The organism is Enterobacter sp. fkY84-1 (assembly GCF_052974705.1).
In genome coordinates, this window is record NZ_CP169393.1 from 4,061,709 (window position 1) to 4,087,420 (window position 25,712).

Annotated in this window: 24 protein-coding genes; 16 read left to right on the plus strand and 8 right to left on the minus strand. The window is 57.7% G+C overall.

The genetic code is table 11. From position 1 onward, the window contains the following. Positions 1–64 precede the first annotated feature (64 nt). The 9 genes from ACEPLT_RS19355 to ACEPLT_RS19395 all read left to right on the plus strand — a co-directional run bounded on the left by ACEPLT_RS19355 (position 65) and on the right by ACEPLT_RS19395 (position 7,784). Positions 65–607, plus strand: coding sequence for a fimbrial protein BcfA (locus ACEPLT_RS19355; RefSeq protein WP_008503171.1), 543 nt, complete (start codon positions 65–67; stop codon positions 605–607). A gap of 72 nt (positions 608–679) precedes the next feature. Then, positions 680–1,213 (plus strand): fimbrial protein, encoded by a 534-nt coding sequence (locus ACEPLT_RS19360; RefSeq protein ID WP_021242352.1) that lies wholly within the window; start codon positions 680–682, stop codon positions 1,211–1,213. A gap of 45 nt (positions 1,214–1,258) precedes the next feature. Then, positions 1,259–1,966 carry a fimbria/pilus periplasmic chaperone gene (locus ACEPLT_RS19365; RefSeq protein ID WP_008503169.1) on the plus strand — a complete coding sequence of 236 codons (708 nt, stop codon included), beginning with the start codon at positions 1,259–1,261 and terminating at the stop codon, positions 1,964–1,966. 77 nt (positions 1,967–2,043) lie between these two features. Continuing rightward, positions 2,044–4,671, plus strand: coding sequence for a fimbrial biogenesis usher protein (locus ACEPLT_RS19370; protein WP_447088309.1), 2,628 nt, complete (start codon positions 2,044–2,046; stop codon positions 4,669–4,671). Continuing rightward, the gene (locus ACEPLT_RS19375) at positions 4,672–5,679 is read left to right on the plus strand and encodes a fimbrial protein (protein ID WP_232927461.1); all 1,008 of its coding nucleotides are present in this window, start codon (positions 4,672–4,674) and stop codon (positions 5,677–5,679) included. It begins immediately after the preceding gene. A 10-nt stretch (positions 5,680–5,689) separates the two neighbouring features. Continuing rightward, on the plus strand, positions 5,690–6,235 hold the full coding sequence (locus ACEPLT_RS19380; protein WP_023326134.1) for a fimbrial protein: 546 nt from the start codon (positions 5,690–5,692) through the stop codon (positions 6,233–6,235). A 9-nt stretch (positions 6,236–6,244) separates the two neighbouring features. Then, a complete protein-coding gene (locus ACEPLT_RS19385; RefSeq protein ID WP_023294617.1) occupies positions 6,245–6,775 on the plus strand; it encodes a fimbrial protein in 531 nt (176 codons plus the stop codon). 10 nt (positions 6,776–6,785) lie between these two features. Then, positions 6,786–7,487: a fimbria/pilus periplasmic chaperone gene (locus tag ACEPLT_RS19390; RefSeq protein ID WP_046092490.1), complete on the plus strand. Its 702-nt coding sequence runs from the start codon at positions 6,786–6,788 to the stop codon at positions 7,485–7,487. Positions 7,488–7,496: 9 nt separating this feature from the next. Next, positions 7,497–7,784: a hypothetical protein gene (locus ACEPLT_RS19395; RefSeq protein ID WP_021242358.1), complete on the plus strand. Its 288-nt coding sequence runs from the start codon at positions 7,497–7,499 to the stop codon at positions 7,782–7,784. A 100-nt stretch (positions 7,785–7,884) separates the two neighbouring features. On the opposite strand, the gene lsrG is transcribed toward ACEPLT_RS19395, so the two are convergent. The 6 genes from lsrG to lsrA are packed head-to-tail and all read right to left on the minus strand — an operon-like array spanning position 7,885 to position 13,570. Then, positions 7,885–8,178, minus strand: a complete 294-nt coding sequence (lsrG, locus tag ACEPLT_RS19400) for a (4S)-4-hydroxy-5-phosphonooxypentane-2,3-dione isomerase (protein ID WP_008503162.1) — start codon at positions 8,176–8,178, stop codon at positions 7,885–7,887. Then, positions 8,175–9,062, minus strand: coding sequence for a 3-hydroxy-5-phosphonooxypentane-2,4-dione thiolase (gene lsrF / locus ACEPLT_RS19405; protein ID WP_032675525.1), 888 nt, complete (start codon positions 9,060–9,062; stop codon positions 8,175–8,177). The genes lsrG and lsrF overlap by 4 nt, the downstream gene beginning before the upstream one ends. Before the next feature lie 11 nt (positions 9,063–9,073). Beyond that, complete coding sequence (gene lsrB, locus ACEPLT_RS19410) at positions 9,074–10,075, minus strand: autoinducer 2 ABC transporter substrate-binding protein LsrB (protein WP_232927462.1); 1,002 nt, start codon at positions 10,073–10,075, stop codon at positions 9,074–9,076. A 1-nt stretch (position 10,076) separates the two neighbouring features. Continuing rightward, entirely contained in the window at positions 10,077–11,054 is a 978-nt protein-coding gene (gene lsrD / locus ACEPLT_RS19415) for an autoinducer 2 ABC transporter permease LsrD (RefSeq protein WP_232927463.1), read from the minus strand. After that, positions 11,055–12,086 carry an autoinducer 2 ABC transporter permease LsrC gene (gene lsrC / locus ACEPLT_RS19420; protein WP_095428750.1) on the minus strand — a complete coding sequence of 344 codons (1,032 nt, stop codon included), beginning with the start codon at positions 12,084–12,086 and terminating at the stop codon, positions 11,055–11,057. Then, positions 12,083–13,570 carry an autoinducer 2 ABC transporter ATP-binding protein LsrA gene (gene lsrA, locus ACEPLT_RS19425; RefSeq protein ID WP_063616144.1) on the minus strand — a complete coding sequence of 496 codons (1,488 nt, stop codon included), beginning with the start codon at positions 13,568–13,570 and terminating at the stop codon, positions 12,083–12,085. The genes lsrC and lsrA overlap by 4 nt, the downstream gene beginning before the upstream one ends. A gap of 215 nt (positions 13,571–13,785) precedes the next feature. On the opposite strand from lsrA, the gene lsrR reads away from it, so the two are divergent. The 3 genes from lsrR (at position 13,786) to ACEPLT_RS19440 (ending at position 18,578) form a co-directional block, all read left to right on the plus strand. After that, on the plus strand, positions 13,786–14,757 hold the full coding sequence (gene lsrR / locus ACEPLT_RS19430) for a transcriptional regulator LsrR (protein ID WP_008503156.1): 972 nt from the start codon (positions 13,786–13,788) through the stop codon (positions 14,755–14,757). A 33-nt stretch (positions 14,758–14,790) separates the two neighbouring features. Next, entirely contained in the window at positions 14,791–16,371 is a 1,581-nt protein-coding gene (gene lsrK, locus ACEPLT_RS19435; protein WP_106105408.1) for an autoinducer-2 kinase, read from the plus strand. A 185-nt stretch (positions 16,372–16,556) separates the two neighbouring features. Then, on the plus strand, positions 16,557–18,578 hold the full coding sequence (locus ACEPLT_RS19440; RefSeq protein WP_032653528.1) for an NADPH-dependent 2,4-dienoyl-CoA reductase: 2,022 nt from the start codon (positions 16,557–16,559) through the stop codon (positions 18,576–18,578). Between the two features lie 90 nt (positions 18,579–18,668). Here the strand turns inward: ACEPLT_RS19440 and rlmG are convergent, their stop codons facing one another. After that, positions 18,669–19,805, minus strand: a complete 1,137-nt coding sequence (gene rlmG, locus ACEPLT_RS19445) for a 23S rRNA (guanine(1835)-N(2))-methyltransferase RlmG (RefSeq protein ID WP_008503153.1) — start codon at positions 19,803–19,805, stop codon at positions 18,669–18,671. An 83-nt stretch (positions 19,806–19,888) separates the two neighbouring features. On the opposite strand from rlmG, the gene ACEPLT_RS19450 reads away from it, so the two are divergent. The 4 genes from ACEPLT_RS19450 to sstT all read left to right on the plus strand — a co-directional run bounded on the left by ACEPLT_RS19450 (position 19,889) and on the right by sstT (position 24,130). Continuing rightward, positions 19,889–20,392 carry a YgjP-like metallopeptidase domain-containing protein gene (locus tag ACEPLT_RS19450; protein ID WP_008503152.1) on the plus strand — a complete coding sequence of 168 codons (504 nt, stop codon included), beginning with the start codon at positions 19,889–19,891 and terminating at the stop codon, positions 20,390–20,392. 70 nt (positions 20,393–20,462) lie between these two features. Further along, on the plus strand, positions 20,463–21,461 hold the full coding sequence (locus ACEPLT_RS19455) for a Gfo/Idh/MocA family protein (protein WP_021242366.1): 999 nt from the start codon (positions 20,463–20,465) through the stop codon (positions 21,459–21,461). Positions 21,462–21,712: 251 nt separating this feature from the next. After that, positions 21,713–22,678, plus strand: a complete 966-nt coding sequence (locus ACEPLT_RS19460) for a TerC family protein (RefSeq protein WP_021242367.1) — start codon at positions 21,713–21,715, stop codon at positions 22,676–22,678. 210 nt (positions 22,679–22,888) lie between these two features. Beyond that, on the plus strand, positions 22,889–24,130 hold the full coding sequence (sstT, locus tag ACEPLT_RS19465) for a serine/threonine transporter SstT (protein ID WP_008503149.1): 1,242 nt from the start codon (positions 22,889–22,891) through the stop codon (positions 24,128–24,130). 86 nt (positions 24,131–24,216) lie between these two features. Here the strand turns inward: sstT and ACEPLT_RS19470 are convergent, their stop codons facing one another. Further along, on the minus strand, positions 24,217–25,704 hold the full coding sequence (locus ACEPLT_RS19470; RefSeq protein ID WP_032664503.1) for a UxaA family hydrolase: 1,488 nt from the start codon (positions 25,702–25,704) through the stop codon (positions 24,217–24,219). Positions 25,705–25,712 lie beyond the last annotated feature (8 nt).

Here is a 25,712-nt window from a genome sequence, read left to right on the forward strand (position 1 = left end):
TAAAAGCATATAGCTTTTACTCAATTTCAATTTGACAGAAAGATGTTTATTTAAAAGGATTTGTATGAAAAAGCACGTTTTAGCAATGGTCATTGCAACGGCAATGGTAAGTGGCGTAGCGATGAACGCACAGGCAGACACCGTCACGGTTTCTGGCGGTACGGTTAACTTCGTTGGCCAGGTTGTTAATGCTGCATGTTCGGTCGCAGCTGACTCCGTAGATCAGACTGTAACGCTGAGCCAGGTTCGTACTGTGAAATTGACGACAAAAGGAATGCAGGCGAACCAGAAAGAAGATTTCAAAATCGTTCTGGAAGATTGTGACACCACGGTAAGCCAGAACGCCGCTGTGATTTTCAACGGTCAGCAAGACGCAGCACTGGCAGGTTCACTGGCTAACACAGCGGGAGCTGGCTCAGCAACTAACGTCGCACTGCAACTGTTCGGACCGGATGGTAACGTACTCAATATCGGTGATACCTCCTCCAACGTGAAGCTGATCAATGGCGAGAACACCATCCCGCTGAGCGTTGACTACATCGCTACCGGTGCGGCCACGCCGGGTAACGTATCCTCGACTGCAACATTCCAGATGGTTTACTCCTGATTCGTTAGCTGCAGTAACACCCCCGGAATCTGATTCGGGGGTGTTTTGCCGATCCATCGAAACGGAGTCACTATGCGACAGGTCACCAGGCAATCAGTGTTGTTTTTCAGCGTATTGCTGTGCGTTGCACTGCCCGCCTCGGCAATTGACGACGGAAGCGTGCATTTTCAGGGGCAAGTCGTCAACACCGGCTGTTCCGTCAGTGCAGAAAGTCAGGACCAGATTGTGCGTATGGGCCAAATACGCAATAACGAATTTGCCGCAACGGGCGATTGGGCAGCACCGACAGCCTTTCAGATAACGCTAGAAGACTGCGATACCAGCGTCAGTCAACGTGCGGGCGTACTGTTCAGCGGCGAGTCCGATGCAAAAGACCCGCAAATTTTTCGCGCAGGTTATGGCGCAGGCGCAGCGCAGGGGATTGGTGTGGGAATATTTGACGCAACCGGCCATCTACTTATTCCGGATACAGCCCCGCCCTGGTACGCCCCCTTGCAGAACGGCGCCAATGTTCTGCGTTTTATGGCGAAATACCGCTCCACACAACCGCACGTTCAGGCTGGTACGGCCGACGCCCAGGTATGGTTTAACGTCGTCTACCAGTAAAACACTCAGAGGCCCGAGTGCCTCGTCATGAGAATTGAGGGAACAATGCAAATGAACACATCACCTACGTCTTTGTCTCGCCTGATGATGGCTGGTACGTTGCTGCTGACAATGGGTCTGGCAACGAATGCCTCTGCAGGTGGAATTGCTTTAGGGGCTACCCGCGTCATTTATCCGCAGGGGGATAAACAGGTTTCATTACCGGTGATCAATTCGTCGGCAGACAATACGTTCTTAATACAATCATGGGTAGCCAACGTTGAGGGTATCAAGTCACCAGACTTTATCCTTACGCCACCGTTGTTTGTTATCCACCCTAAGAAAGAGAACACGCTGCGTATTATGTATATCGGCCCCGACCTTCCTGCCGATCGCGAAACTGTTTTCTATCTGAACAGCAAGGCTATTCCGTCTGTCGATAAAAATAAGCTTCAGGGCAATACGCTGCAAATAGCAACACAGAGTGTGATTAAGTTATTCATTCGCCCTAAGAAATTAACATCCCTTTCCGTGGATGCGCCCAAAACGCTGACGTGTCGGACAGAAAATGGAAAAGTCATCATAACGAATCCATCACCGTATTACGTATCGTTGGTGCAGTTCTTTGTTGGGGGAACCCGTCTTCCCAATTCAATGGTCGCACCTAAAAACACGTTGACGGTGGATATCCCCGGCGGCGGTTCCGGCAGTGTGAAATTCCAGACAGTGAATGATTTCGGCGCAAATACCCCTACGCAGATTTGTTCCCATTAACAACCTGAAATGAAATAGCAGACCTGCATTTTGTCTTCAAGGAAGGAAGTACTTAGCATTTACTGCAGGGAAAAGAGATGAAACGTAATACTTCACTGATTTTTAGCACATTTTCTTTAACATCCCTTACGCCAGTGGCGATGGCGATAGCAGGATTGCTATCGCCATCAGATGCAAGTGCAGAATATTTTTTCAACCCGGCATTTTTGTCTAGCGATCCCTCTGCCGTTGCTGACCTGTCGCGGTTTTCCACCAATGGCCAGGCACCAGGCGTCTATCGTGTCGATCTCTGGCTTAACGGGGCGTTTGTGGCGACTCGCGATATCACCTTTACGGCAAGAAATACGGCGTCGACGGCACAACCGCAGGCGGATGATACCGGTCTGACCGCCTGTTTATCAGCAAAAGCGCTGGAAAACCTGGGCGTTAACCTTCAGGCGTTTCCTGCGCTGACGGCGGAAAAAACGGACAGCTGTATTGATATTGCGTCAATCATTCCCGCCTCATCAACCACCTTTGATTTTGAGCATCAGCGGCTGGATATCAGTATCCCGCAAGCCGCCCTGAGGAATAGCGCACGCGGATATATTCCGCCTGAACAATGGGATGAAGGCATTAATGTCCTCCTGCTGAATTATAACTTCACCGGCTCTCGTAGCCGCGATCGGGGGGAGAGCAACTCAACCAGTAAAAGCTATTTCCTCGGGCTTAACAGCGGGTTGAACCTTGGCCCGTGGCGGTTAAGGGATTACTCAAGCTGGAATTATCACAACAGCGATGACTCACGCAGCGACAACTGGCAGCACATTAATACCTATGTTGAACGCGCGGTCATTCCGCTGAAAGGAAGACTGACGCTGGGCGACAGCTACACCCCATCAGACGTATTTGACAGCCTCCCTTTTCGCGGTGCGCAAATCGCCTCTGATGACAATATGCTGCCCGATAGCCTGAAGGGTTTCGCGCCCACGATCCGTGGTATCGCAAAAAGCAATGCTCAGGTAACCATTAAGCAAAATGGCTACACCATTTATCAAAGCTATGTTCCACCGGGTGCATTTGCGATTAGCGACCTGTTTCCCACGTCCTCAAGCGGTGACCTCAGTGTTGAGGTAAAAGAATCTGACGGTAGCATCAACAGCTATTCCGTGCCGTATTCCACCGTTCCCGTACTCCAGCGTGAAGGCCGCGTAAAGTACGCATTAACAGCGGCCGAATACCGCAGCAGCAGCGATCAACAGGATGAGGTTAATTTCGTTCAGGGGTCTCTAATCTGGGGTCTTTCGCATGGCTTCACGCTGTATAGCGGATCGCAGATAACCAACAATTACCACTCGCTGGCATTCGGCACCGGCCTGAATATGGGTGAACTGGGCGCTATCTCTGCGGATGTGACTCACGCGAAGAGCACGCTGGCGGATGACAGCACGCATTCAGGGCAATCGATCCGTTTTCTGTATGCAAAATCCCTTAACGGCCTCGGCACTAACTTTCAGCTGCTGGGCTACCGGTACTCGACCTCGGGATTCTATTCCCTGGATGAAACAGCCTATAAGCAAATGCGCGGCTACACAGGTGACCACGAGGACAACGATACCGAACAGCAAAATCCCTGGATGGATTATTACAATCTGTACTACACCAAGCGAGGAAAGGTTCAGTTCAACATCTCTCAGCAGCTTGGTCATGCTGGTTCGCTCTTTGTCACGGGCAGCCAACAGACCTACTGGCATACCGATGAAAAAAATACGCTACTCCAGGTAGGCTTTAGCGGGACCATTAAAGATGTGTCCTACAGCCTGTCCTACAACTACAACAAATCACCGGGCATGTCGAAAAGCGACGAGATTTACGCGCTGAATTTGTCGCTGCCATTGAGCCTGTGGCTGCGTCCACAAAACGATGTCAGCCAGAAGCATAACTATGCTTATGCCACCTACAACATCAGCACCGACAAAAAGGGTGAAACCTCGCAAAGTGCCGGGATCAACGGCACATTGCTTGAGGATAACAACCTGAGCTACAGCGTTCAGGAAGGGTATTCAAGCCAGGGGACCAAATCACAAGGCTCCAGCAGTCTTGAATACGATAGCGCCTATGGCAATGCGAACGTGGGCTATAACTACAGCGGAAACGGCGACTACCAGCAGGTGAACTACGGTTTGAGCGGCGGCGTCATTGCTCACCGGAATGGCATCACCTTTAGCCAGCCGCTGGGTGATACCAACGTGCTGATTGCCGCTCCGGGCGCGAGTAACGTCAAGGTCGAAAACGAGCCGGGTATTCATACCGACTGGAGAGGCTATGCCGTGGTTCCCTACGCGTCCTCGTATCATCTCAACCGCATGGCACTGGACATCAACTCACTGGCTGACGATATGGATATCGATGATGCCGTAACCAATGTGGTCCCAACCCGTGGCGCGGTTGTGCGTGCAACCTTCAAAGCCCGGCCTGGTACGCGTGCGTTAATGACCTTAACCCATCGGGGCAAACCCGTTCCTTTCGGCGCCATGGTGTCACGTGATGACAATGGCAGCGATACGATTGTGGGTGAAGACGGAGAGGTCTATCTCTCTGGCCTGAGCCCGGCGGGAACGCTGAAAATTCAGTGGGGTGAAGGGTCAGACAAGCAATGTAGCGTGAAGTATCAATTACCTGAAAGTAAACAGCCGCTGCTGCGGTTGAAAACGGAGTGTATATAAATGAAATTATGGATGATTTTATTTTATGTGGTCGGGCTGGCATTCTCACCTGAGGGAATAGCCGATATTTGTAAAAATGCTAACGGTGGCATCTCGATTGTTAACTATGATTTGACCACCACGCTGAACACCAATCAGAACATTAAAGGTGGCTCCACAGAGCTGGAAAAAAATCAGGATGTGCAGGTTAACGCCATCTGTCCACCGGGTGAGTGGGAAAAACGCACCTATCGCTCCTATTTGAGCCCTTTTCCGGTCGTCAAAACGGATGGTGAATGGAAATATCTCCAGCTTGACCCGGATTATATTATTGGCGCCATGAAAATAAATGACGCAACCATTGGTGAGTTTTATCCCCCCATTGAGTACGTTCACATGGGCGGCCACGATGAGGTGGATACTGGCGGCGTTTTCCCGGTCAACGATAATGACCTGATCTTTAAATTACAAATTGTCAGGCCTTTTATCGGCACCGTGGTTATCCCGCCAAAATTGATGTTCAATGTGTACGTCACCACGACGAATAACGATCGCCTGACCAATATTGTCTACCAGATTACCTACAGTGGCGTCATTACCGTGCCGCAAAACTGCGTCATTAATGCCGGGCAAACCGTAACGGTGGATCTGGGTTCTCTTTATCACGGTGATTTTACGCGCGCCGGGCAGATGCCGGACAACGCTCAACCCAAAACCTTCAATGTGCCCATTGAATGTAATGCTGACGTGAACTCGCCGGCACAATTAACCTTGCGCGTTATGGGCACATCGGACCCTCGCTACCCGGAAGCGCTGGCATCGGATAATCCTGATGTTGCCGTCGTGGTTACCAATGAGCAAGACAACATACTGAAACCGAATGTCTTTTCAAGTAGCGCACCTTTTACGACTGATGAGGCGGGCAAGGCCAACGTGACGCTGAAAGCATATCCTATCAGCACAACGGGCAATTCCCCGGAACTGGGCGTGTTCACCGCTCTGGCCTTGTTACGCGTTGATTTCGCATAAGGATTGGGTGATGAAAAAGCGCTATTTTCTCCTGTTTCTGCTGGCAAATCTGGCGTTGTCCTTACAGACCGCCAGAGCAGATAATGACAGTTTCAATGTTCAGTTTATCGGCACCATCGTGGGGGAGTCCTGCAACGTCGACACAGGCAGCGTTGAGCAGACGGTCGAACTCGGTGACTTTACCGCGGATGATTTCCCGTCGGTTGGCACCACAACGCCGGATACAAAGTTTGATATCACGTTGAAAGGTTGCACCCGCGCCATTACCGGCACCAAAGTTTGGTTTACCGGGAATGTGGATGCGAACAACCCGACATTGCTGGCACTTTCAGATAACGGAAAGGGAACGCCTGGCAGGATGGCAACGGGCCTCGGCGTTGAGCTACTGGATTCCAATCGCACCCCAATACCGATCAATAATACGGAGTCCTCGCTTTATCCGCTGCTGCCGGGGGATAACACGCTCACGTTTTATTTGCACTATAAATCCACGCTGCCCGTTGTGACGTCAGGAAATGCGACTGCCGTTATGTATTTTGACCTGCTTTATCAGTAAGGAATATGAATGAAACCGTTTCTCCGGTTATTTTTCTTCTGCATTATTCTGATGCACCTGGGCAGTGCGAGTACAATGGCGCACGACGGGACCGTTTATATTGTAGGCACCGTAAAAAGCAAAACCTGCATCATATCGCCTGATTCGGAAAATCTTATCGTTCGTATGAGCGACGTCGCCACAGGGCAATTTACGAACCAGAAAAATAATACGCCATGGGAACATTTTGCTATCAATCTTGAAAACTGCGGCGCAGGGTTGAATAACATCAGTACCCATTTTGAAGGCACACCCAATCAGGGCAACGCAGATTTGCTTTCGCTGACAGGCGGTCCGGGTTATGCCAGCGGCGTGGCTATCGGTATTTATAATCCGGACAAAACGCTTATACCGCTGGGCGATGAAAGCCAGCTGTTTACGCTGTCAAATAACCAGCTTACTGCCACCCTTGATTTTTATGCCCGTTATCTTGCTGACGGAGGCGCTGTATCGCCTGGAACAGCCAATGCTGCAGCAACCTTTATTTTGACTTATGCCTGATAACACCGTGATGAAACTGCGCATCCTGATCCCTGTTTTAGCACTCTTAACGTTCATCTCTTTTGCGCATGCAGGCGTCGTGATAGGGGGGACACGCTTCGTCTATCCTGAAAAACAGCACTCCATTACCGTTTCAGTGCGCAATAAATCCACGCTTCCCTGGCTGGTCAGCGCAAAAATTTATGCTGGCGGAAACTGGCCAGGGGCAACCTCTGCCCCCCAGGCGACCTCGGCGCTTGTTGCAACGCCCGCGCTTTTTGCACTACAGGGCGGACGCGAAAATAGCATCAGGATTTTTCGTGCCGATGAGGGTTTGCCTGCTGACCGTGAAACGCTTTTCACCCTCAGCATCTCAACCATTCCAGCCAGTAAAACCAGCAGCGACAACGTGCAAATGGCCGTACGTTCAAGCTTCAAAGTGTTCTATCGCCCTGAGGGATTAAACGGCAATCCAGAAAACGCGTATCGGGAAATCCTCTGGTCATATTCAGCAAACCAGCTCGTGGTGAAGAACCCGACCCCCTACTACGTGACGCTCTTCCAGACGCGTATTAACAACAAATCCATTGATAACGCGGGCATCATTGCCCCTTTTAGCCAGCGAACAATGGACGAGTGCCAGAAGGCGCCTCGCTGCGAAATACGCTGGCAAACCATAAACGACTATGGCCGGGTTATGCCGCCCGTGGTTAACATCCTTAATCTGAAATGAGTACCCATCATGTTTTTCATAAAGCACCCCTTCCTCGTTCTGACCGTTTTCGTCACACTGACCGCACCGGCGCTGAGCCAGGCCGCTGAGTTTACCGCTGAGCAGAAGACGGAAATCGGCAAAATCGCCGAGGATTACTTTACCGCCCATCCGGAAAAAATGGGTGAAGCGATATCTATCTACCTGGCTAATCATCCTGAGTTTCTGGTTGCCGCGAGCGAAAACCTACGCCAAAGCCAGCAAGCGGCCGCACAAAAAATGAAAGAGATGCAGGACGCAGCCAAAAAAGCGCAGTAAAGCAAAATCAAAAGCCGGGCGGACTACGCTCATCCGGCCTACAAAACCATTCCACCTTTTCCTCAAAAGCCCGGTAAGCCAGCGCCACCGGGCAAGACCATTACTCCGGCAATAACCCGACAAAGCTGCGTTTTTTGCGCGGCTCCGACATCAGCTCCTCCAGCTTATCCACGCACGCGAGATAGTGCGGGGTTTGCTTATGCGCCAGCACCGCCTCTTCGTCTTTATAGGCTTCGTAGATAAAGAACCGGGTTTTCACCCTCGGGTCCTGCAATACGTCAAAACGCAGGTTCCCCGGCTCCTGGATTGCGCCCTCATGGTTGGCGCGAAACACCTCCAGAAACTCGTCCACCCGCTCGGGCTTAATGTTGATCTCTACCAGCGTCACGTTCATTTTGCTTCTCCCTGTTTCTCTTCCTGCCAGAACTGGAACGCATCACGGGCATTCCAGTTATCGTGCACCACTTTCTTCACCGCCTTCAGCATGGCGAGCGGCGCGCTGGACTGGAAGATGTTGCGCCCCATGTCCACGCCGGACGCGCCCTGGTCTATCGCGCGCCAGCACATCTCCAGCGCCTCGTGCTCCGGCAGCTTTTTGCCACCCGCGATAACGATCGGCACCGGGCAGCTGGCGGTGACTTTTTCAAAACCCTCATCCACGTAGTAGGTTTTGACGAACTGCGCCCCCATTTCGGCGGCAATGCGGCTTGCCAGCGAGAAATACCGAGCGTCACGCGCCATCTCTTTCCCCACGCCCGTCACCGCCAGCGTCGGCATGCCGTAGCGCGCCCCTGCATCGACAAGCTTGATGATGTTGTTGATCGACTGATGCTCAAACTCGCTTCCGATGTACACCTGCGCCGCCACCGCGCAGACGTTCAGGCGCAGGGCGTCTTCCATCGCCACCGCCACGCACTCGTTGGACAGTTCGCCCAAAATCGAGTTACCGCCGGAGGCGCGCAGCACCACCGGTTTGTTCGTCGCTGCGGGCACCTGGCTCCTGAGGATGCCGCGGGTACACATCAGCACGTCGGTTTCACCAAACAGCGGCGCGATAGAGAGGTCGATACGCTCAAGGCCGGTAGTCGGCCCCTGAAAGTAGCCGTGGTCAAAGGCCAGCATCACCGTACGGTTGCTCTGCGGATTGAAGATGCGCGCCAGCCGCGACTGCATGCCCCAGTCCAGCGAGCCGCAGCCCTTCAGGGTGAACGGCACATTTTGCTGCGGCGTGCCGATGCCAAAATCCTTGCCGTCTTTGATGTCGTCTAAATCAGCCATTTGCTCCCCCGTCAGAAATCGTATTTGCTGATGTTCTCTTTGGTGAACACCACGCGTTCCGGCAGCAGCACGATGCCGTTGCCCTTCGCCTCATACTGGTAGCCCTGCACGCTGTTCGGCTCGACCTTCAGCGTCCCGATATTTTTCACGTCCACGCTGTCGCCAACGTTAAGATCGCCTTTTTTCAGCAAACGATCGGCGACATTGACCGCAATTTTGCCCTGTTGCACCACGTCCCACAGGCCGAAGGCCTTCACCGTGCCGCGCTCAACGTACGGGCGCATCACGTTCGGCGTGCTGAACCCGACAATCGCCACGCCTTCCCGCTTCAGGTTTTCTGCCGCCTGCGCGGCAGCAGGAAGCGCGTTGGCGTCCGGGGCGATGACCGCATCCAGATCCGGATAGGCTTTTAAGATCCCTTCGGCGGTCTGCAACGATTTGGTGGCGTCGTTATAGCCAAACTGGGTGGTGACGATCTGCCACTGGGGATGGTCTTTCTCGATTTTGGCCTTCGCCTCTTTCACCCACTGGTTCTGGTCGGTGACGGTCGGGCTGGAGTAGAAGAACGCCACTTTCGCGTTCGGTTTGGTGACCTGCTTGCCCGCCATCTCCACCAGCAGGCCGCCCAGCTGTTCCGGCGTCCCCTGATTGATGTAGATGCTGCGGCACTCCGGTTTGGTATCGGAATCCCAGGTCAGAACCTTGACGCCGCGCTGCATCGCGCGCTTCAGCGCCGGACACAACCCATCCGGCGACACGGCGGAGACGATAATGGCGTTATAGCCCTGGTTGACGAAGTTATTGATGAGCTGCACCTGGCCGGAGACGCTCGGCTCGGTTGGGCCGTCGTAGGTCACGTCCACGCCAAGACCTTTCCCCGCCTCTTTCGCACCGTTGCCGCCGCTGGTGAAGAAGCCGACGCCCACCAGCTTCGGGATAAAGGCAATGCGGTCCGCCGCCTGCGCCGAAGCGAAGCTGAGGGCCATTGCCAGGACGAGCAGTTTTGTTTTCATCTTACGCTCCGGATAGTTTTCTAAAGAGAGATCGCACCCATTCGCGGTGCAGACTCAGCGAACGCCCCATCACCACCACAACCAGCAGCGCCCCCGACAGCGCGCTCGACACCTGGTTGGGGATGCCGACCATTTGTAAACCCTGTTGCAGGTACCCCACCAGCAGCGCCGCCAGCGCCGTACCGACAACCGAACCTGACCCGCCGTAGATATTGGCTCCGCCGAGCACGGCGGCGGTGAGCGCAGGCATTAATAGATCGCGCCCCAGATCCGAACGCGCGGAGCCGAAATAGGAGACCATCACCAGCGCGGCAATCGCCGAGGCCACGCCCACCAGGCCGTACAGCACGTAGGGCATGCCGTTCACCGGCAGCGCCGCATAGCGCGCCGCGCGCGGGTTCTGCCCAATCAGGAACAGATGACGGCCAAAGCGCCCGCGGTGGGTAATGAGCCAGAAGAAGACGGAGATTACCGCGAACAAGACCAATGGGATCGGCAGACCCAACACCGTGAGGTTAGCGAACGCCGTGAAGCTGTCCGGGAAACCGCCGATGCCCTCGTAGCCCGTCGCGCCCGCCATGCCGGAGAGCAGCAGCGCGCCGCCGCCGTAGAGGTAGAGCGTGCCGAGGGTAATGACCAGCGGGCTGATGCCGGTGTAGTGGATCAGCGCCGCGTTTACCAGCCCGCACAGCAGACCCAGCAGCAGCGTAAGCGGAACGGCGACCGCCATCGGCCACCCGGCCTGCATCATCACCCCCAGCGCAATCGCGCACAGGCCGATGGTCGAGCCGAGGGAGATGTCGATCCCGCCGCTGACGATCACCAGCGTCAGCGGCAGCGCCACAATACCGATGCAGATGAAGTCGCTGGTGCTGAACAGCAGCATGCTGATATCGAGCATCCGCGGGTTGATGGCCCCGAAAAGCAGGATCTCCAGCACCAGCAAAATGAGCAGCGCGCTTTCCCAGTTAAGCCTCATTTACGCCACCTCTTTTTTACGTTTGGGAAAGGGGGTGACGTGCTTTCCCCCTCTGTTGCCCGGCTGGAAACGACCGTACTTCAGCGCCCGCTGATGCCGCGCCAGTGCCTGACGCAGACGCCCGTCGAGCACCAGCACGCCCAGCAGCACCAGCCCGGCGATAAAGTCGTTCCACCACGCCGGGAGCCTGAACAGCACCAGCACGGTATCGATTTGGGTGAGGAAGAACGCGCCGAGGAAAGCACCGACCAGCGTGCCGGTGCCGCCCAACAGTGAAATGCCCCCCAGTACGCAGGCGGCAATGGCCTTCATCTCCAGCCCGCTGCCGGTCTGGTTGGGCACGAAGCCTATCTGCGCGGCAAAGACGATCCCGGCGCAGGCCGCCAGCAGGCCGTTCAGGGTAAAGGCGATCATGCGGGTGCGATTCACCGCCACGCCCAGCTGGCGCGCGGCGGCGAGGTTATCCCCCACCGCGTAGAAATCACGCCCGAACGCGGTGCGCGACAGCGTCCACGCGCCGGTGACCACGATAATCAACACCACCATGCCAAGGGGCGACACGCCGATGGCCGCAGGCTCAGAGAGGGATTTCAACCCCGGCGGCAGCCCTTCAATCCACTTTCCGCCCGTCCAGAGCAGCATCGCTCCACGGTACAGCCCCAGCGTGCCGAGGGTGGCGACAATCGCCGGGATGCGTAATCCCACCACCAGAAAACCGTTGAATGCCCCCGCCAGCGCGCCAACTGACAGCGCGAAGAGAATGGAAACGGGCAGGCTGTAGCCACTGTTCAGCGCCACGCCGACGGCGATGGCGGACAGCCCGACGGTCGACCCCACGGAGACGTCGATATTGCGGGTCAGCATCACCAGCGCCGCGCCGATCGCCAGCAGGATCAGGATCTGCGAGCTGGCGAAGATCATCCCCAGCGTCTGCAAACTCAGGTACGACGGATTGAGCGCCACCAGCACGGCGAACAGCGCCAGAATGGCGAGAAACGCGCTCAGCTCGCGGTTTTTCAGTAAGATCTTCATGATTGCCCTCCAAACGCCAGCGCCATCATGCGATCGAGGCTGACGGCATGGCGCGGCAGTTCGCCGCTGAGTACGCCCTGGTGCATCACCAGCACGCGATCGGCAAGGCCGGGAAACTCATCGAGATCGCTTGAGATCATCAGCACCGCCACGTTCTGCGCCGCCACGCTTTTGATAAGCTGGTAGATATCCGCACGCGCCGAGACGTCCACCCCGCGCGTCGGTTCATCGACGATCAGCAATAACGGGTTGGCTTCCAGACAGCGTGCCAGCAGCACCTTCTGCTGGTTGCCGCCGGAGAGCGTGCGCACGGTTTGATCCGCATGGTTGAGCTTGATCCCCAGCGCCCGGTGATAGCGCTCCACCACCGCGGACTCTCTTTTCCGCTGCTGCCAGAGCGACGGCTCGTTCAGCGCCACGGTGTTCCAGCGGATCGGCGCGTCGAGGAACAGGCCGGACACCTGCCTGTCTTCCGGCAGGTAGACCAGGCCTTTGTCCAGACGTGAACTTACCGGTGCGGCGGTGATGTCCTGGTTCTCCAGCCAGACGCGCCCCCCGCGCACAGGCCGCAGGCCATAGAGCGTTTCGGCAAACTCGGTGCGCCCGGAGCCTACCAACCCGGCCAGGCCGACGATCTCCCCGGCGTAGATCTCAAGGCTGAGATCGATAAACCCTTCCCCGGTAAGATCCTCCACCCGCAGCACCGGAAAGTCCTGCGGCTGGGTGCGACGGTTGCCCGGCAGCGCCAGCCACAGCTTTTGCGTATCGCTGAGGGATTTCTCGCGGCTTACCGGCGTCATGGCGGCGATCAGGGCGCTATCGTCAAACTGCGCGGTTTCACCGCTGAGCACCACCGCGCCGTCGCGCATCACCGAGACGTGGCTCGACAGCATGCGAATTTCCGGCAGCTTGTGCGAGATAAACACGATCCCGACGCCGAGCGCCTGCAGAGAGCGGATCTGACGAAACAGCCGCTCAGTTTCACCCGGCGTGAGGGAGGCCGTGGGCTCGTCGAGGATCAGGATCCGGGCGTTGCGCATTAATCCGCGCAGGATCTCCACCATCTGCTGATCCGCCACTTCCAGGGTGCTGGCGGCGGCGTCGAGGTTCAGCCGGCACTGCAGCTGCTCAAGTTTCTCCGCCAGCCGCTTTTCCCGATCGCGTTCGCGCGGCAGGCGGAACAGGATGTTTTCCCGCACCGTCAGGTTGGGGAACAGCAGCGGCTCCTGCGGCACGAGGTAAATGCCGAGCCTGTGCGCCTGCACGGGCGTCAGCCGCGCATATGACTGCCCCTCGACGGAAAGTTCACCCTCATCCGGCGTCTCGACCCCGGCGATGATCTTCATCAGCGTCGATTTTCCCGCGCCGTTCCCGCCCATCAGCGCGTGCACCTGGCCCGCAAGCAGCGTGAAATCAATGCCTTTTAGAACCGGCACGCCTGAGAACTGCTTGCTGATACTTCGCGCGTCGAGAAGTGGGATCATCATCGCTCCGCTATTGAACAAATGATTTTTAGATTTAATAATGTTCAAAAGCGTAGACGGTGAACTATATTTACAACCGTGCAGGGATCACAGTTTTATCGATTGAGATTCAGATAAACCAGAAACGATCGAAATGATCCGTTTTGTCGCGTGGCTCACACTTTCCCTCCGCGCCATCACGAACATATGATCTAAATTTTTATAAGAGTTCAACTATGAGCGATAAACGCACTGCGGAAGAAGGACGGTTTGCCGGACTGGCGCTGGCGGAAGAGGAGCTGGTGGCGCGCGTAGCCTGGTGCTACTACCACGACGGGCTGACCCAGAACGATATCGGCGAACGCCTCGGGCTGCCGCGATTAAAAATCTCCCGCCTGCTGGAGAAAGGCCGCCAGTCCGGGGTGATCCGCGTGCAGATTAACTCCCGCTACGAGGGCTGCCTGTCGCTGGAAACCGAGCTACAGCAGCGCTTTGGCCTGAAGCTGGTGCGCGTGATGCCTGCCCTAAATACGCCGCCGATGAACGTGCGGCTGGGCATTGGCGCGGCGCAGTCGCTGATGGGCGTGCTGGAGCCCGGCCAGCTGCTGGCGGTGGGGTTCGGTGAAACCACCATGAGCAGCCTGCAGCACCTGAGCGGCTTTATCAGCTCGCAGCAGATCCGCCTCGTGACGCTGTCCGGCGGCGTCGGGCCGTACATGACCGGTATCGGCCAGCTGGATGCGGCCTGCAGCGTCAGCATGATCCCCGCCCCGCTTCGCGTGTCTTCCGCCGAAGTGGCCGGGATCTTAAAGCGCGAGACCAGCGTGCGGGACGTTATCCTCGCCGCCACCGCCGCCGACGTCGCGGTGGTTGGCATTGGTTCAGTGAACCAGCGCCGTGATGCCACCATCCTGCGCTCCGGCTACATCAGCGAAGGCGAGCAGCTGATGTACGCCCGCAAAGGGGCGGTCGGCGACATTCTCGGCTATTTCCTCAATGCCGAAGGGGAGTGCGTTGAGGAGCTGGAGATCCACAAAGAATTACTCGGCGTCTCGCTTGATGAGCTGGCGCAGCTGCCCACCATCGTTGGCGTGGCCGGCGGGGAAGAGAAAGCCGATGCGATTTATGCCGCACTGAAGGGTCGCCGTATCAATGGCCTGGTGACGGAAGAGACGACAGCCCGCGCGGTGCTGGCTCTGGCCAAATAAGAGCCCGCCCTGCGCTAACAGCGAGGCAAGCTCATGAGTTACCTTTTAGCGTTAGATGCAGGGACCGGCAGCGTTCGCGCCGTGATTTTCGATTTGCAGGGCAACCAGATTGCCGTCGGCCAGGCCGAGTGGAAGCACCTGAGCGTGGAGAACGTGCCGGGCTCGATGGAGTTTGACCTCGAGACCAACTGGCAGCTGGCCTGCCGGTGCATTCATCAGGCGCTGGAGCGTGCGCGCCTGAGCGCGGCAGATATCCAGTCCGTCGCCTGCTGTTCAATGCGCGAAGGGATCGTGCTGTACGACCGTAACGGCGAGGCCATCTGGGCCTGCGCCAACGTCGACGCCCGCGCCAGCCGCGAGGTGGCCGAACTCAAAGAGATCCACGACAACCGTTTTGAATCCGAAGTGTATGACGTCTCCGGCCAGACGCTGGCGCTGAGCGCCATGCCGCGCCTGCTGTGGCTGGCGCACCATCGTCCGGATATTTACCGCAGGGCCGCGACTATCACCATGATCAGCGACTGGCTGGCGGCGAAGCTCTCCGGCGAGCTGGCGGTCGACCCGTCGAACGCGGGCACCACCGGCATGCTGGATCTCTTCTCCCGCGACTGGCGTCCGGCGCTTCTCGACATGGCCGGGCTGCGTGCCGATATTCTCTCTCCGGTAAAAGAGACCGGCACCGTACTGGGTGCTATAACCCGGGAGGCCGCGCAGCAGAGCGGCCTGCGCGAAGGCACGCCGGTGGTGATGGGCGGCGGCGACGTGCAGCTGGGCTGTCTGGGGCTGGGCGTGGTTCGCGCCGGACAAACGGCGGTGCTGGGCGGCACCTTCTGGCAGCAGGTGGTCAATCTGCCGCAGGTACGCACCGACCCCGACATGAACATCCGCGTGAATCCGCACGTCATCCCCGGCATGGTGCAGGCGGAGTCGATCAGCTTCTTTACCGGGCTGACCATGCGCTGGTTCCGCGACGCCTTCTGCGCGGAGGAAAAGCTGATTGCCGAGCGGATGGGGATGGACACCTATTCCCTGCTGGAAGAGATGGCCAGCCGGGTGCCGGCGGGCTCCCACGGGGTAATGCCAATCTTCTCCGACGCCATGCATTTCAAGCAGTGGTACCACGCCGCGCCGTCGTTTATTAACCTCTCCATCGACCCGGAAAAATGCAATAAAGCGACGCTGTTCCGCGCCCTGGAAGAGAACGCGGCGATTGTTTCGGCCTGCAACCTGGCGCAGATTTCACGCTTTTCCGGCGTGACGTTTGAGAGCCTGGTGTTTGCGGGCGGCGGGTCAAAAGGTGCCCTGTGGAGCCAGATTTTAAGCGACGTCACGGGCCTGCCGGTGCGCGTGCCGGAAGTGAAAGAAGCCACGGCGCTGGGCTGCGCGATTGCCGCGGGTACGGGCGCGGGGCTGTTTGCCGATATGGCCTCGACGGGCGAGCGGCTGGTGAAATGGAGCCGCGAGTTCACGCCAAACCCGGCGCACCGCGAGCTGTACGACGGCATGATGCAGAAATGGCAGGCGGTATACGCGGACCAGCTCGGGCTGGTGGACAGCGGACTGACCACGTCGATGTGGCAGGCGCCGGGGCTGGTGCGGGCAGCGGCGCCGTAAATAACGCCGGATGGCGCTACGCTTATCTGTCCTGGGGTTTTGTAGCCCCGGTAAGCGCAGCGCCACCGGGGAAGTTCTTTGAGATCTATCACAATCATTCGATCCCGCTTTTACCTTTCCGCTGCCGCTGGCTAAATTAGTAACTCATCCGACCACATAACAATAATTTTACACTGGAAGAGACTATGAGCCGCTACCCGTCGTTATTCGCCCCTCTCGATCTGGGGTTCACCACACTCAAAAACCGCGTGTTGATGGGCTCGATGCACACCGGGCTCGAGGAGCATCCGGACGGGGCCGAGCGTCTGGCAGCTTTCTATGCCGAGCGCGCGCGCCACGGGGTGGCGCTGATTGTCACCGGCGGCGTGGCCCCTTCCCCTTCCGGCGTCGGCATGGAGGGCGGTGCGGTCCTGAACGATGCAGCACAGCTGCCGCATCACCGCATTGTGACCGACGCGGTACACAACGAGGGCGGTAAAATCGCCCTGCAAATTCTGCACACCGGACGCTACAGCTACCAGCCGAATCTGGTTGCGCCATCGGCCATTCAGGCGCCGATTAACCGCTTCACTCCGCATGCTCTGAGCCACGACGAGATCCTGGCGCTGATTGACGACTTCGCCCGCTGCGCCGCGCTGGCGCGTGAAGCGGGCTATGACGGCGTTGAGGTGATGGGCTCCGAAGGCTACCTGATTAACGAGTTCCTCGCCGCCCGCACCAACCAGCGCGACGACGAATGGGGCGGCGACTATGCCCGCCGGATGCGCTTTGCCGTGGAGGTGGTGCGCGCGGTACGTAAACGTGCGGGTGCGGACTTTATCATCATCTTCCGCCTGTCGATGCTCGACCTGGTGGAGGGCGGCGGGACGTTTGACGAAACCGTGCAGCTGGCGCAGGCTATAGAAGCCGCGGGCGCCACGATTATCAATACCGGGATTGGCTGGCACGAGGCGCGCATTCCCACTATTGCCACGCCGGTGCCGCGCGCGGCGTTCAGCTGGGTAACGCGCAGGCTGAAAGGAAAAGTGTCCGTTCCGCTGGTCACCACCAACCGCATTAACGATCCGCAGGTGGCGGACGATGTGATTTCACGCGGCGACGCCGACATGGTCTCAATGGCGCGCCCGTTCCTCGCGGATGCCGAGCTGCTGTCGAAAGCGCAAAGCGGCCGTGCGGATGAGATCAACACCTGCATCGGCTGTAATCAGGCCTGTCTGGATCAGATCTTCGTCGGGAAGGTCACCTCCTGCCTGGTTAACCCCCGCGCCTGCCATGAAACCAAAATGCCGATCGTTCCGGCGGTCAATAAAAAACGCCTGGCCGTCGTGGGCGCTGGCCCGGCAGGCCTGGCGTTTGCGGTCAATGCCGCCTCGCGCGGGCACGGCGTGACGCTGTTTGATGCGCAGGGGGAGATTGGCGGGCAGTTTAATATCGCCAAACAGATCCCCGGCAAAGAGGAGTTCTACGAAACGCTGCGCTACTACCGCCGGATGATCGAGCTGACGGGCGTCGAGCTGCGGCTTAACCAGTTTGTCCACGCGGCGGATCTGACTGATTTTGATGAGGTGATCCTGGCGAGCGGGATCGTACCGCGCACGCCTGCGATCGAGGGTATCGATCATCCAAAAGTGCTGAGCTATCTCGACGTGCTGCGTGACAAAGCGCCGGTTGGCGAGAAGGTGGCGATTATCGGCTGCGGCGGGATCGGTTTTGACACCGCGATGTATTTAAGCCAGCCGGGCGAAGCCACCAGCCAGAACATTGCCGAATTCTGCGTGGAATGGGGTATCGACACCAGCCTCAGCCAGTCCGGCGGCCTGCGACCCGAAGGGCCACAGCTGCCGAAAAGCCCGCGCCAGATCGTGATGCTGCAGCGTAAAGCCAGCAAACCGGGCGAAGGGCTGGGGAAAACCACCGGCTGGATCCACCGCGCCACCCTGCTCTCGCGCGGGGTGAAGATGATCCCGGCGGTGAGCTACCAGAAGATCGACGACGACGGGCTGCACGTCACGATCGGCGGCGAGCCGCAGCTGCTGCGCGTGGATCATGTGATTTTGTGTGCCGGGCAGGAGCCGAAGCGGGATCTGGCGGATCCGCTGCGCGAGGCCGGTAAAACGGTGCATCTGATCGGCGGGTGCGACGTGGCGATGGAGCTGGATGCGCGGCGGGCAATTGCGCAGGGGACGAAGTTAGCTCTGGCGATCTAGGGCATAGCCGGGCGGCGCTTCGCTTGCCCGGCCTACGGGTTCGAGGCCATTGTAGGCCCGGTAAGCGAAGCGCCACCGGGCAAAACAATCTTACCGACGACGTCCCAGCTTCACCGACTTCAGCACCACAAACTTATTGTTCGTCGCAATGGTGACGCAGTTACCGAAAATCTTCTTCAGCTTGTGGAAGTAGTCCAGGTGGCGGTTCGCCACGATGTACAGCTCGCCGTTAATCTTCAGGCAGCGGCGCGCGTGGTGGAACATCTCCCAGGCGACGTTATCCGTCAGGGCGTGCTTCTGGTGGAACGGCGGGTTACAGAACACGGCGTTGAAGCGGAACGGCTCTACGCCCGACAGCGCGTTGTTGATCATAAACTCGCAGCGGTCCAGCGCGTCCGGCATGTTCGTTTCCACGTTCAGACGGCTGGAGGCCACCGCCATCGGCGATTCGTCGCTGAACACCACGCTGGCCTCCGGGTTCTTCGCCAGCAGCGTCAGGCCAATCACGCCGTTGCCGCAGCCCAGATCGACAATTTCCCCTTCCAGATTTTCCGGCAGGTGTTCCATAAAGAAACGCGCCCCGATATCCAGACCGGTACGGGAGAAGACGTTCGCATGGTTGTGGATGGTCCAGTCGGTCCCTTCCAGTTTCCAGCTCAGCGTGTCCGGCGCGTCGGCCAGCTCGGGTGCGGCGAACGTACAGTTGATCAGGCGCGCTTTTTTCCAGGCCAGCGTGGTGGTGGTCGGGCCAAGGACTTTCTCGAACAGCTCCAGCGTCGAAGTATGAATATCGCGCGCTTTGGCACCCGCGATGATGCGGGTTTCTGGCGTGACGACCTTACGCAGCGCGCGCAGCTGTTGCTCCAGCAGCGCCATGGTTTTTGGCACTTTGATGAGCACCACGCCCGGCGCCTGCGGGTAGTCCGCGGTGCTGTCGAGGAACTTCACGCTGGATTCGTCGATGTCGTTATGGCGCAGGTTTTCACGCGTCGCCAGCTCGCTTAAGTAGGAATCGCCGATGCTGTACGGCGTGTGCTCCGCCAGGGCGCAGCCCAGCGCGCCGAAGGCGTCATTCAGGATCAAAACCGGGCCGCGGATTTCAGTCTCATCCAACTGCTGCAGCAGATATTCATCCGCCGCTTCCCACGCCTGAAGCGGGTTAACGTCGTCCGTTTCCGGGAAACGTTTAAGGTTGAGTGAACGGAAACCGTTGTCTAAGTGGCTCATCGGCCCTCCTGAATGGTAAAATTTGGCGTATCCCTGAAAAGGGTGCGTGAGTATACCCGTTTTATTGTCGATTTGGGGCGTTGATGAACCAACTTACTTATCTCCAGGGCTACCCGGAGCATTTACTTTCTCAGGTTCGCAGCCTGATTGCCGAGCAAAAGCTCGGCGCGGTGCTGGAAAAACGCTACCCCGGCACCCACGATTTCGCGACCGATAAAGCCCTCTGGCAGTATACGCAGGATCTGAAAAACCGGTATTTGAAGAGCGCGCCGCCGATCAACAAGGTGATGTACGACAACAAGATCCACGTGCTGAAAAACGCGCTCGGCCTGCACACCGCCGTTTCCCGCGTGCAGGGCGGCAAGCTGAAGGCCAAGGCGGAGATCCGCGTCGCGACGGTTTTTCGCAACGCGCCGGAAGCCTTTCTGCGGATGATTGTGGTGCACGAGCTCGCACACCTGAAAGAGAAAGAGCACGACAAAGCGTTCTATTCTCTGTGCTGCCATATGGAGCCGCAGTACCACCAGCTGGAGTTTGATACCCGGCTGTGGCTTACGCATTTATCGTTAAAAGGTAATGCGGAATAGCGCACGCGAATTGTCATGATGACGTGCTACAGTGGCTAAAGGTTCCCCGCTACGGAGTACGTAAACGTTTATGATACGTTTCGCAGTCATTGGAACGAACTGGATCACGCGCCAGTTCGTCGACGCCGCCCACGAAACCGGCAAACTGAAACTTACCGCAGTCTATTCCCGCAGCCTTGAGCAGGCGCAGAGTTTTGCCAACGATTACCTCGTCGAGCATCTCTTCACCTCGCTTGATGACATGGCGCAAAGCGACGCCATTGACGCGGTCTATATCGCCAGCCCGAACGCCCTGCACTTCCCGCAAACGAAGCTGTTCCTCAGCCATAAAAAGCATGTGATTTGCGAGAAGCCGCTGGCGTCGAACATCGAAGAAGTGGAAGCGGCCATCGCGCTTGCCCGCGAAAACCAGGTGGTGCTGTTCGAAGCGTTCAAAACCGCCAGCCTGCCGAACTTCCTGCTGCTGCAGCAGTCCCTGCCGAAGGTGGGCAAAGTGCGCAAAGCGTTTATCAACTACTGCCAGTACTCGTCGCGCTACCAGCGCTATCTCGATGGCGAGAACCCGAACACCTTTAACCCGGCCTTCTCGAACGGCTCGATTATGGATATCGGTTTCTACTGCCTGGCCTCTGCCGTGGCCCTGTGGGGCGAGCCGCACGGCGTCACGGCCACCGCCAGCCTGCTGGAGAGCGGCGTGGATGCGCACGGTGTCGCGGTGCTGGATTACGGTGATTTCAGCGTGACGCTGCAGCACTCCAAGGTGAGCGATTCTGTCCTGCCGAGCGAAATTCAGGGCGAAGCGGGCTCGCTGGTTATCGAGAAGATCTCCGAGTGCCAGAAGGTGAGCTTTGTCCCGCGCGGCGGCAAAGCGCAGGAGCTGACGCAGCCTCAGCATATTAACACTATGCTCTATGAGGCAGAGGTCTTCGCCCGTCTGGTGGAAGACAACGAAGTGAATCACCCAGGCCTTGCGGTGAGCCGCACCACGGCGAAGCTGCAAACGGAGATCCGCCGTCAGACCGGCGTGGTGTTCCCGGCAGACGGCGTGAGCGCGGAAGTTATCGCGTAAAGCTGTGTAATGAAACGGCGCAGGCCATTGACGAAACCGATGGTCTGACATATTTTGTTACCTGCAAAGGGGAGTAACTTCTTCGCCGGTGGATCGTCATTACGATGCGTGCAATACCGCATCCGGTCGCCGGGCAACCCTCGTGGTTGTAAGTGAGACCTTGCCGGAAGGCGAGGTCTATGCATAAAAAGCTAACGGCTATCGTCTTCTGACCATGGCCGTTTTTGTTTTTTATGTGTAAGGAAAATAGTATGCATTCTGTCGGCACTCCAATGTTGTGGGGCGGATTCGCGGTTGTCGTGCTCATCATGCTGGCGATCGACCTCTTTTTGCAGGGCCGTCGCGGCGCGCACGGCATGACCATGAAACAGGCCGCCGCCTGGTCGCTGGTCTGGGTTACTCTCTCCCTGCTCTTCTGCGCCGCCTTCTGGTGGTATCTGGCCTCGACCGAAGGCCGCGCGGTGGCCGATCCTCAGGCGCTCGCCTTCCTCACCGGCTATCTGATTGAAAAAGCCCTGGCGGTTGATAACGTCTTCGTCTGGCTGATGCTGTTCAGCTACTTCGCCGTGCCTGCGGCTCTGCAGCGTCGCGTGCTGGTGTACGGCGTGCTGGGTGCAATTATCCTGCGTACCATCATGATCTTCGCTGGCAGCTGGCTGATTACCCAGTTCGAGTGGCTGCTGTACGTCTTCGGCGCGTTCCTGCTGTTCACCGGGGTCAAAATGGCGCTGGCGAAAGAGGACGGCTCCGCGATTGGCGATCGCCCGCTGGTGAAGTGGATCCGCGGCCATCTGCGCATGACCGACAAGATCGAGAGCGAGCACTTCTTCGTGCGCAAGAACGGCCTGCTGTTTGCCACCCCGCTGCTGCTGGTGCTGATTCTGGTTGAGCTGAGCGACGTGATTTTCGCCGTGGACAGCATTCCGGCCATTTTCGCGGTGACCACCGACCCGTTCATCGTTCTGACCTCTAACCTGTTCGCCATCCTCGGCCTGCGCGCGATGTACTTCCTGCTGGCGGGCGCGGCGGAGCGCTTCTCCATGCTGAAGTACGGCCTGTCGGTGATCCTGGTGTTTATCGGTATCAAGATGCTGATCGTCGATTTCTACCATATCCCGATCGCCATTTCGCTCGGCGTGGTGTTTGGCATTCTGATCGTGACGCTGATTATCAATACCTGGGTTAACCGCCAGCACGATAAGAAGCAGCAGGCTTAATGCGTTTTGCCCGGTGGCGCTGCGCTTACCGGGCACTTTCGTTAATCAATAGTTAAAAAACATGACGCAACACGTAAAATCCAGCATTTTACGCTTCCCTCCTTTCGCGCATTCCCTATACTCGACCAGGCAAACATTTACTTACATCCGGACATAAATGTGACTAAGAGCACATTCGGAATGGAACGCAATTTCACTCAGGAATAATGTATGAGCACACAATCGACGGGTCTTTTTGCGCGCCTGGCGCAGGGAAGTCTGGTTAAACAAATTCTGGTAGGACTGGTGCTGGGTATTCTGCTGGCCATGGTGTCAAAACCTGCTGCGGAGGCCACGGGGCTGCTCGGGACGCTGTTTGTGGGCGCCCTGAAAGCCGTCGCGCCGGTACTGGTTCTGATGCTGGTCATGGCATCGATTGCCAACCACCAGCACGGACAAAAAACCAACATTCGCCCTATTCTGTTCCTGTATCTTCTGGGAACCTTCTCTGCAGCCTTAACGGCCGTGGTGTTTAGCTTCCTGTTCCCGTCCACGCTGCACCTGACCAGCGCGGCCGGTGATATCACGCCGCCGTCCGGGATTGTGGAAGTCCTTCGCGGTCTGCTGATGAGCATGGTCTCTAACCCCATCACCGCGCTGATGAGCGGAAACTACATTGGCATCCTGGTCTGGGCGATTGGTCTGGGCTTCGCGCTGCGTCACGGCAACGAAACCACGAAAAACCTGGTCAACGATTTGTCCAACGCTGTCACCTTTATGGTGAAGCTGGTGATTCGCTTTGCGCCAATCGGTATTTTCGGCCTGGTCTCCTCTACGCTTGCAACCACCGGTTTTGACGCGCTGTGGGGCTACGCGCAACTGCTGGTTGTGCTGGTCGGCTGTATGCTGCTGGTGGCGCTGGTGATCAACCCGCTGCTGGTGTTCTGGCAGATCCGCCGCAACCCGTATCCGCTGGTGCTGACCTGCCTGCGCGAGAGCGGCGTGTATGCCTTCTTCACCCGCAGCTCTGCGGCGAACATACCGGTGAACATGGCGCTGGCGGAGAAGCTGAACCTGGATCGCGATACCTATTCCGTGTCGATCCCACTGGGTGCGACCGTGAACATGGCGGGCGCGGCGATTACGATCACTGTACTGACCCTGGCGGCGGTGCATACGCTGGGTATTCCGGTGGATCTGCCAACCGCGCTGCTGCTGAGCGTGGTGGCATCGCTGTGTGCCTGCGGCGCATCCGGCGTGGCGGGCGGTTCGCTGCTGCTGATCCCGCTGGCGTGTAATATGTTCGGCATCCCGAACGAAATCGCCATGCAGGTGGTTGCCGTCGGCTTTATCATCGGCGTGCTGCAGGACTCCTGCGAAACCGCGCTGAACTCCTCTACCGACGTGCTGTTTACCGCGGCGGCCTGTCAGGCGGAAGACGCGCGTTTAGCGAAGAACGCCCTCCGCAGTTAAAAAGAAAAGCCCGGTGGCGGCTACGCCTTACCGGGCCTACAGGGTTTAGTAGGTCGGGTAAGCGCTAGCGCCACCCGACAAAGTACTTATAGCGTCACACCGCTCTTAAAGATTGCCAGCTCGCGGAAATCGTTCTTCTCGTTGCAGGTCTGCTTGCCGCTGGCAATTTCCACAATCGCATCCACGAATTCCGTCAGCAGCTGCGGCATCGCCTTGCCGTGGATAAGCTGCCCGGCATCAAAGTCAATCCAGTGTTTTTTCTTCGCCGCCAGCTCGCTGTTGGTGGCGATTTTCACCGTCGGCACAAAACCGCCGTACGGCGTGCCGCGACCGGTGCTGAACAGCACCATATGGCAGCCGGCTCCCGCCAGCGCGCTGGTGGCAACCGCATCGTTACCCGGTGCGCTCAGCAGGTTCAGACCGTGCGTTTTCAGGCGCTCGCCATAGCGCAGAACGTCAACCACCTGGCTCGCGCCCGCTTTCTGGGTGCAGCCGAGGGATTTCTCTTCCAGCGTGGTGATCCCTCCCGCTTTGTTACCCGGCGACGGGTTCTCATAAATAGGCTGATTGTGGGCAATGAAGTACTGCTTGAAGTCGTTCACCATGGTGACGGTTTTTTCAAACGTCTCCTCGTCACGGCAGTGGCTCATCAGAATACGTTCCGCACCGAACATCTCCGGCACCTCGGTCAACACCGTCGTGCCGCCGTTGGCGATCACATAGTCCGAGAAGCGCCCCAGCATCGGGTTGGCGGTGATACCGGACAGGCCATCAGACCCGCCGCACTCCAGACCAAACTTCAGCTCGCTCAGCTTGCCCGGCTGGCGCTTGTCGTGGCGCATCACCTCATACAGCTGATGAAGCTGTTCGACGCCCGCTTCCACTTCGTCGTCCTGATGCTGGCACACCATAAAGTGCACGCGCTCAGGGTCAAACTCACCGAGCGTCTCGCGGAAGGCGTCCACCTGATTGTTCTCGCAGCCCAGGCCAATCACCAGCACCGCGCCCGCGTTCGGGTGGTGCACCATGTTTTGCAGCATGGTTCGGGTGTTGATGTGGTCGTCACCCAGCTGGGAGCAGCCGTAGGTGTGGCTGAACAGATGCACGCCGTCAGTGCCTTCGGCATCGTTGGTCTCTTTCAGGAAGCGCGTCTGGATCTGACGCGCAATCCCGTTCACGCAGCCGACGGTCGGGAGGATCCACAGCTCGTTGCGGATCCCCACGTCGCCGTTTGCGCGGCGATAGATCTGCACCTCACGATCCGCCGCCTGCTCTTGTGCCGCAGGTAAATCAGGTTGATAGCTGTACTCGTCCAGATCGCTCAGATTTGTGCGGGCGTTGTGGGAATGGATGTATTCACCCGGCGCAATATCCGCCAGCGCATGACCGATGGGCAGACCGTACTTCACCACGTTCTCCCCTTTGGCGATGGGGATCAGGGCAAACTTATGTCCACGTCCAACGGACTGGCGTAACGTCACCGACTGGTTGTCGAAGGTGACTTCCGTCCCTTCGGTTAAATCTGCCAGCGCGACGGCCACGTTATCCAGCGAATGGATTTTGATGTATTGCATATCAACCT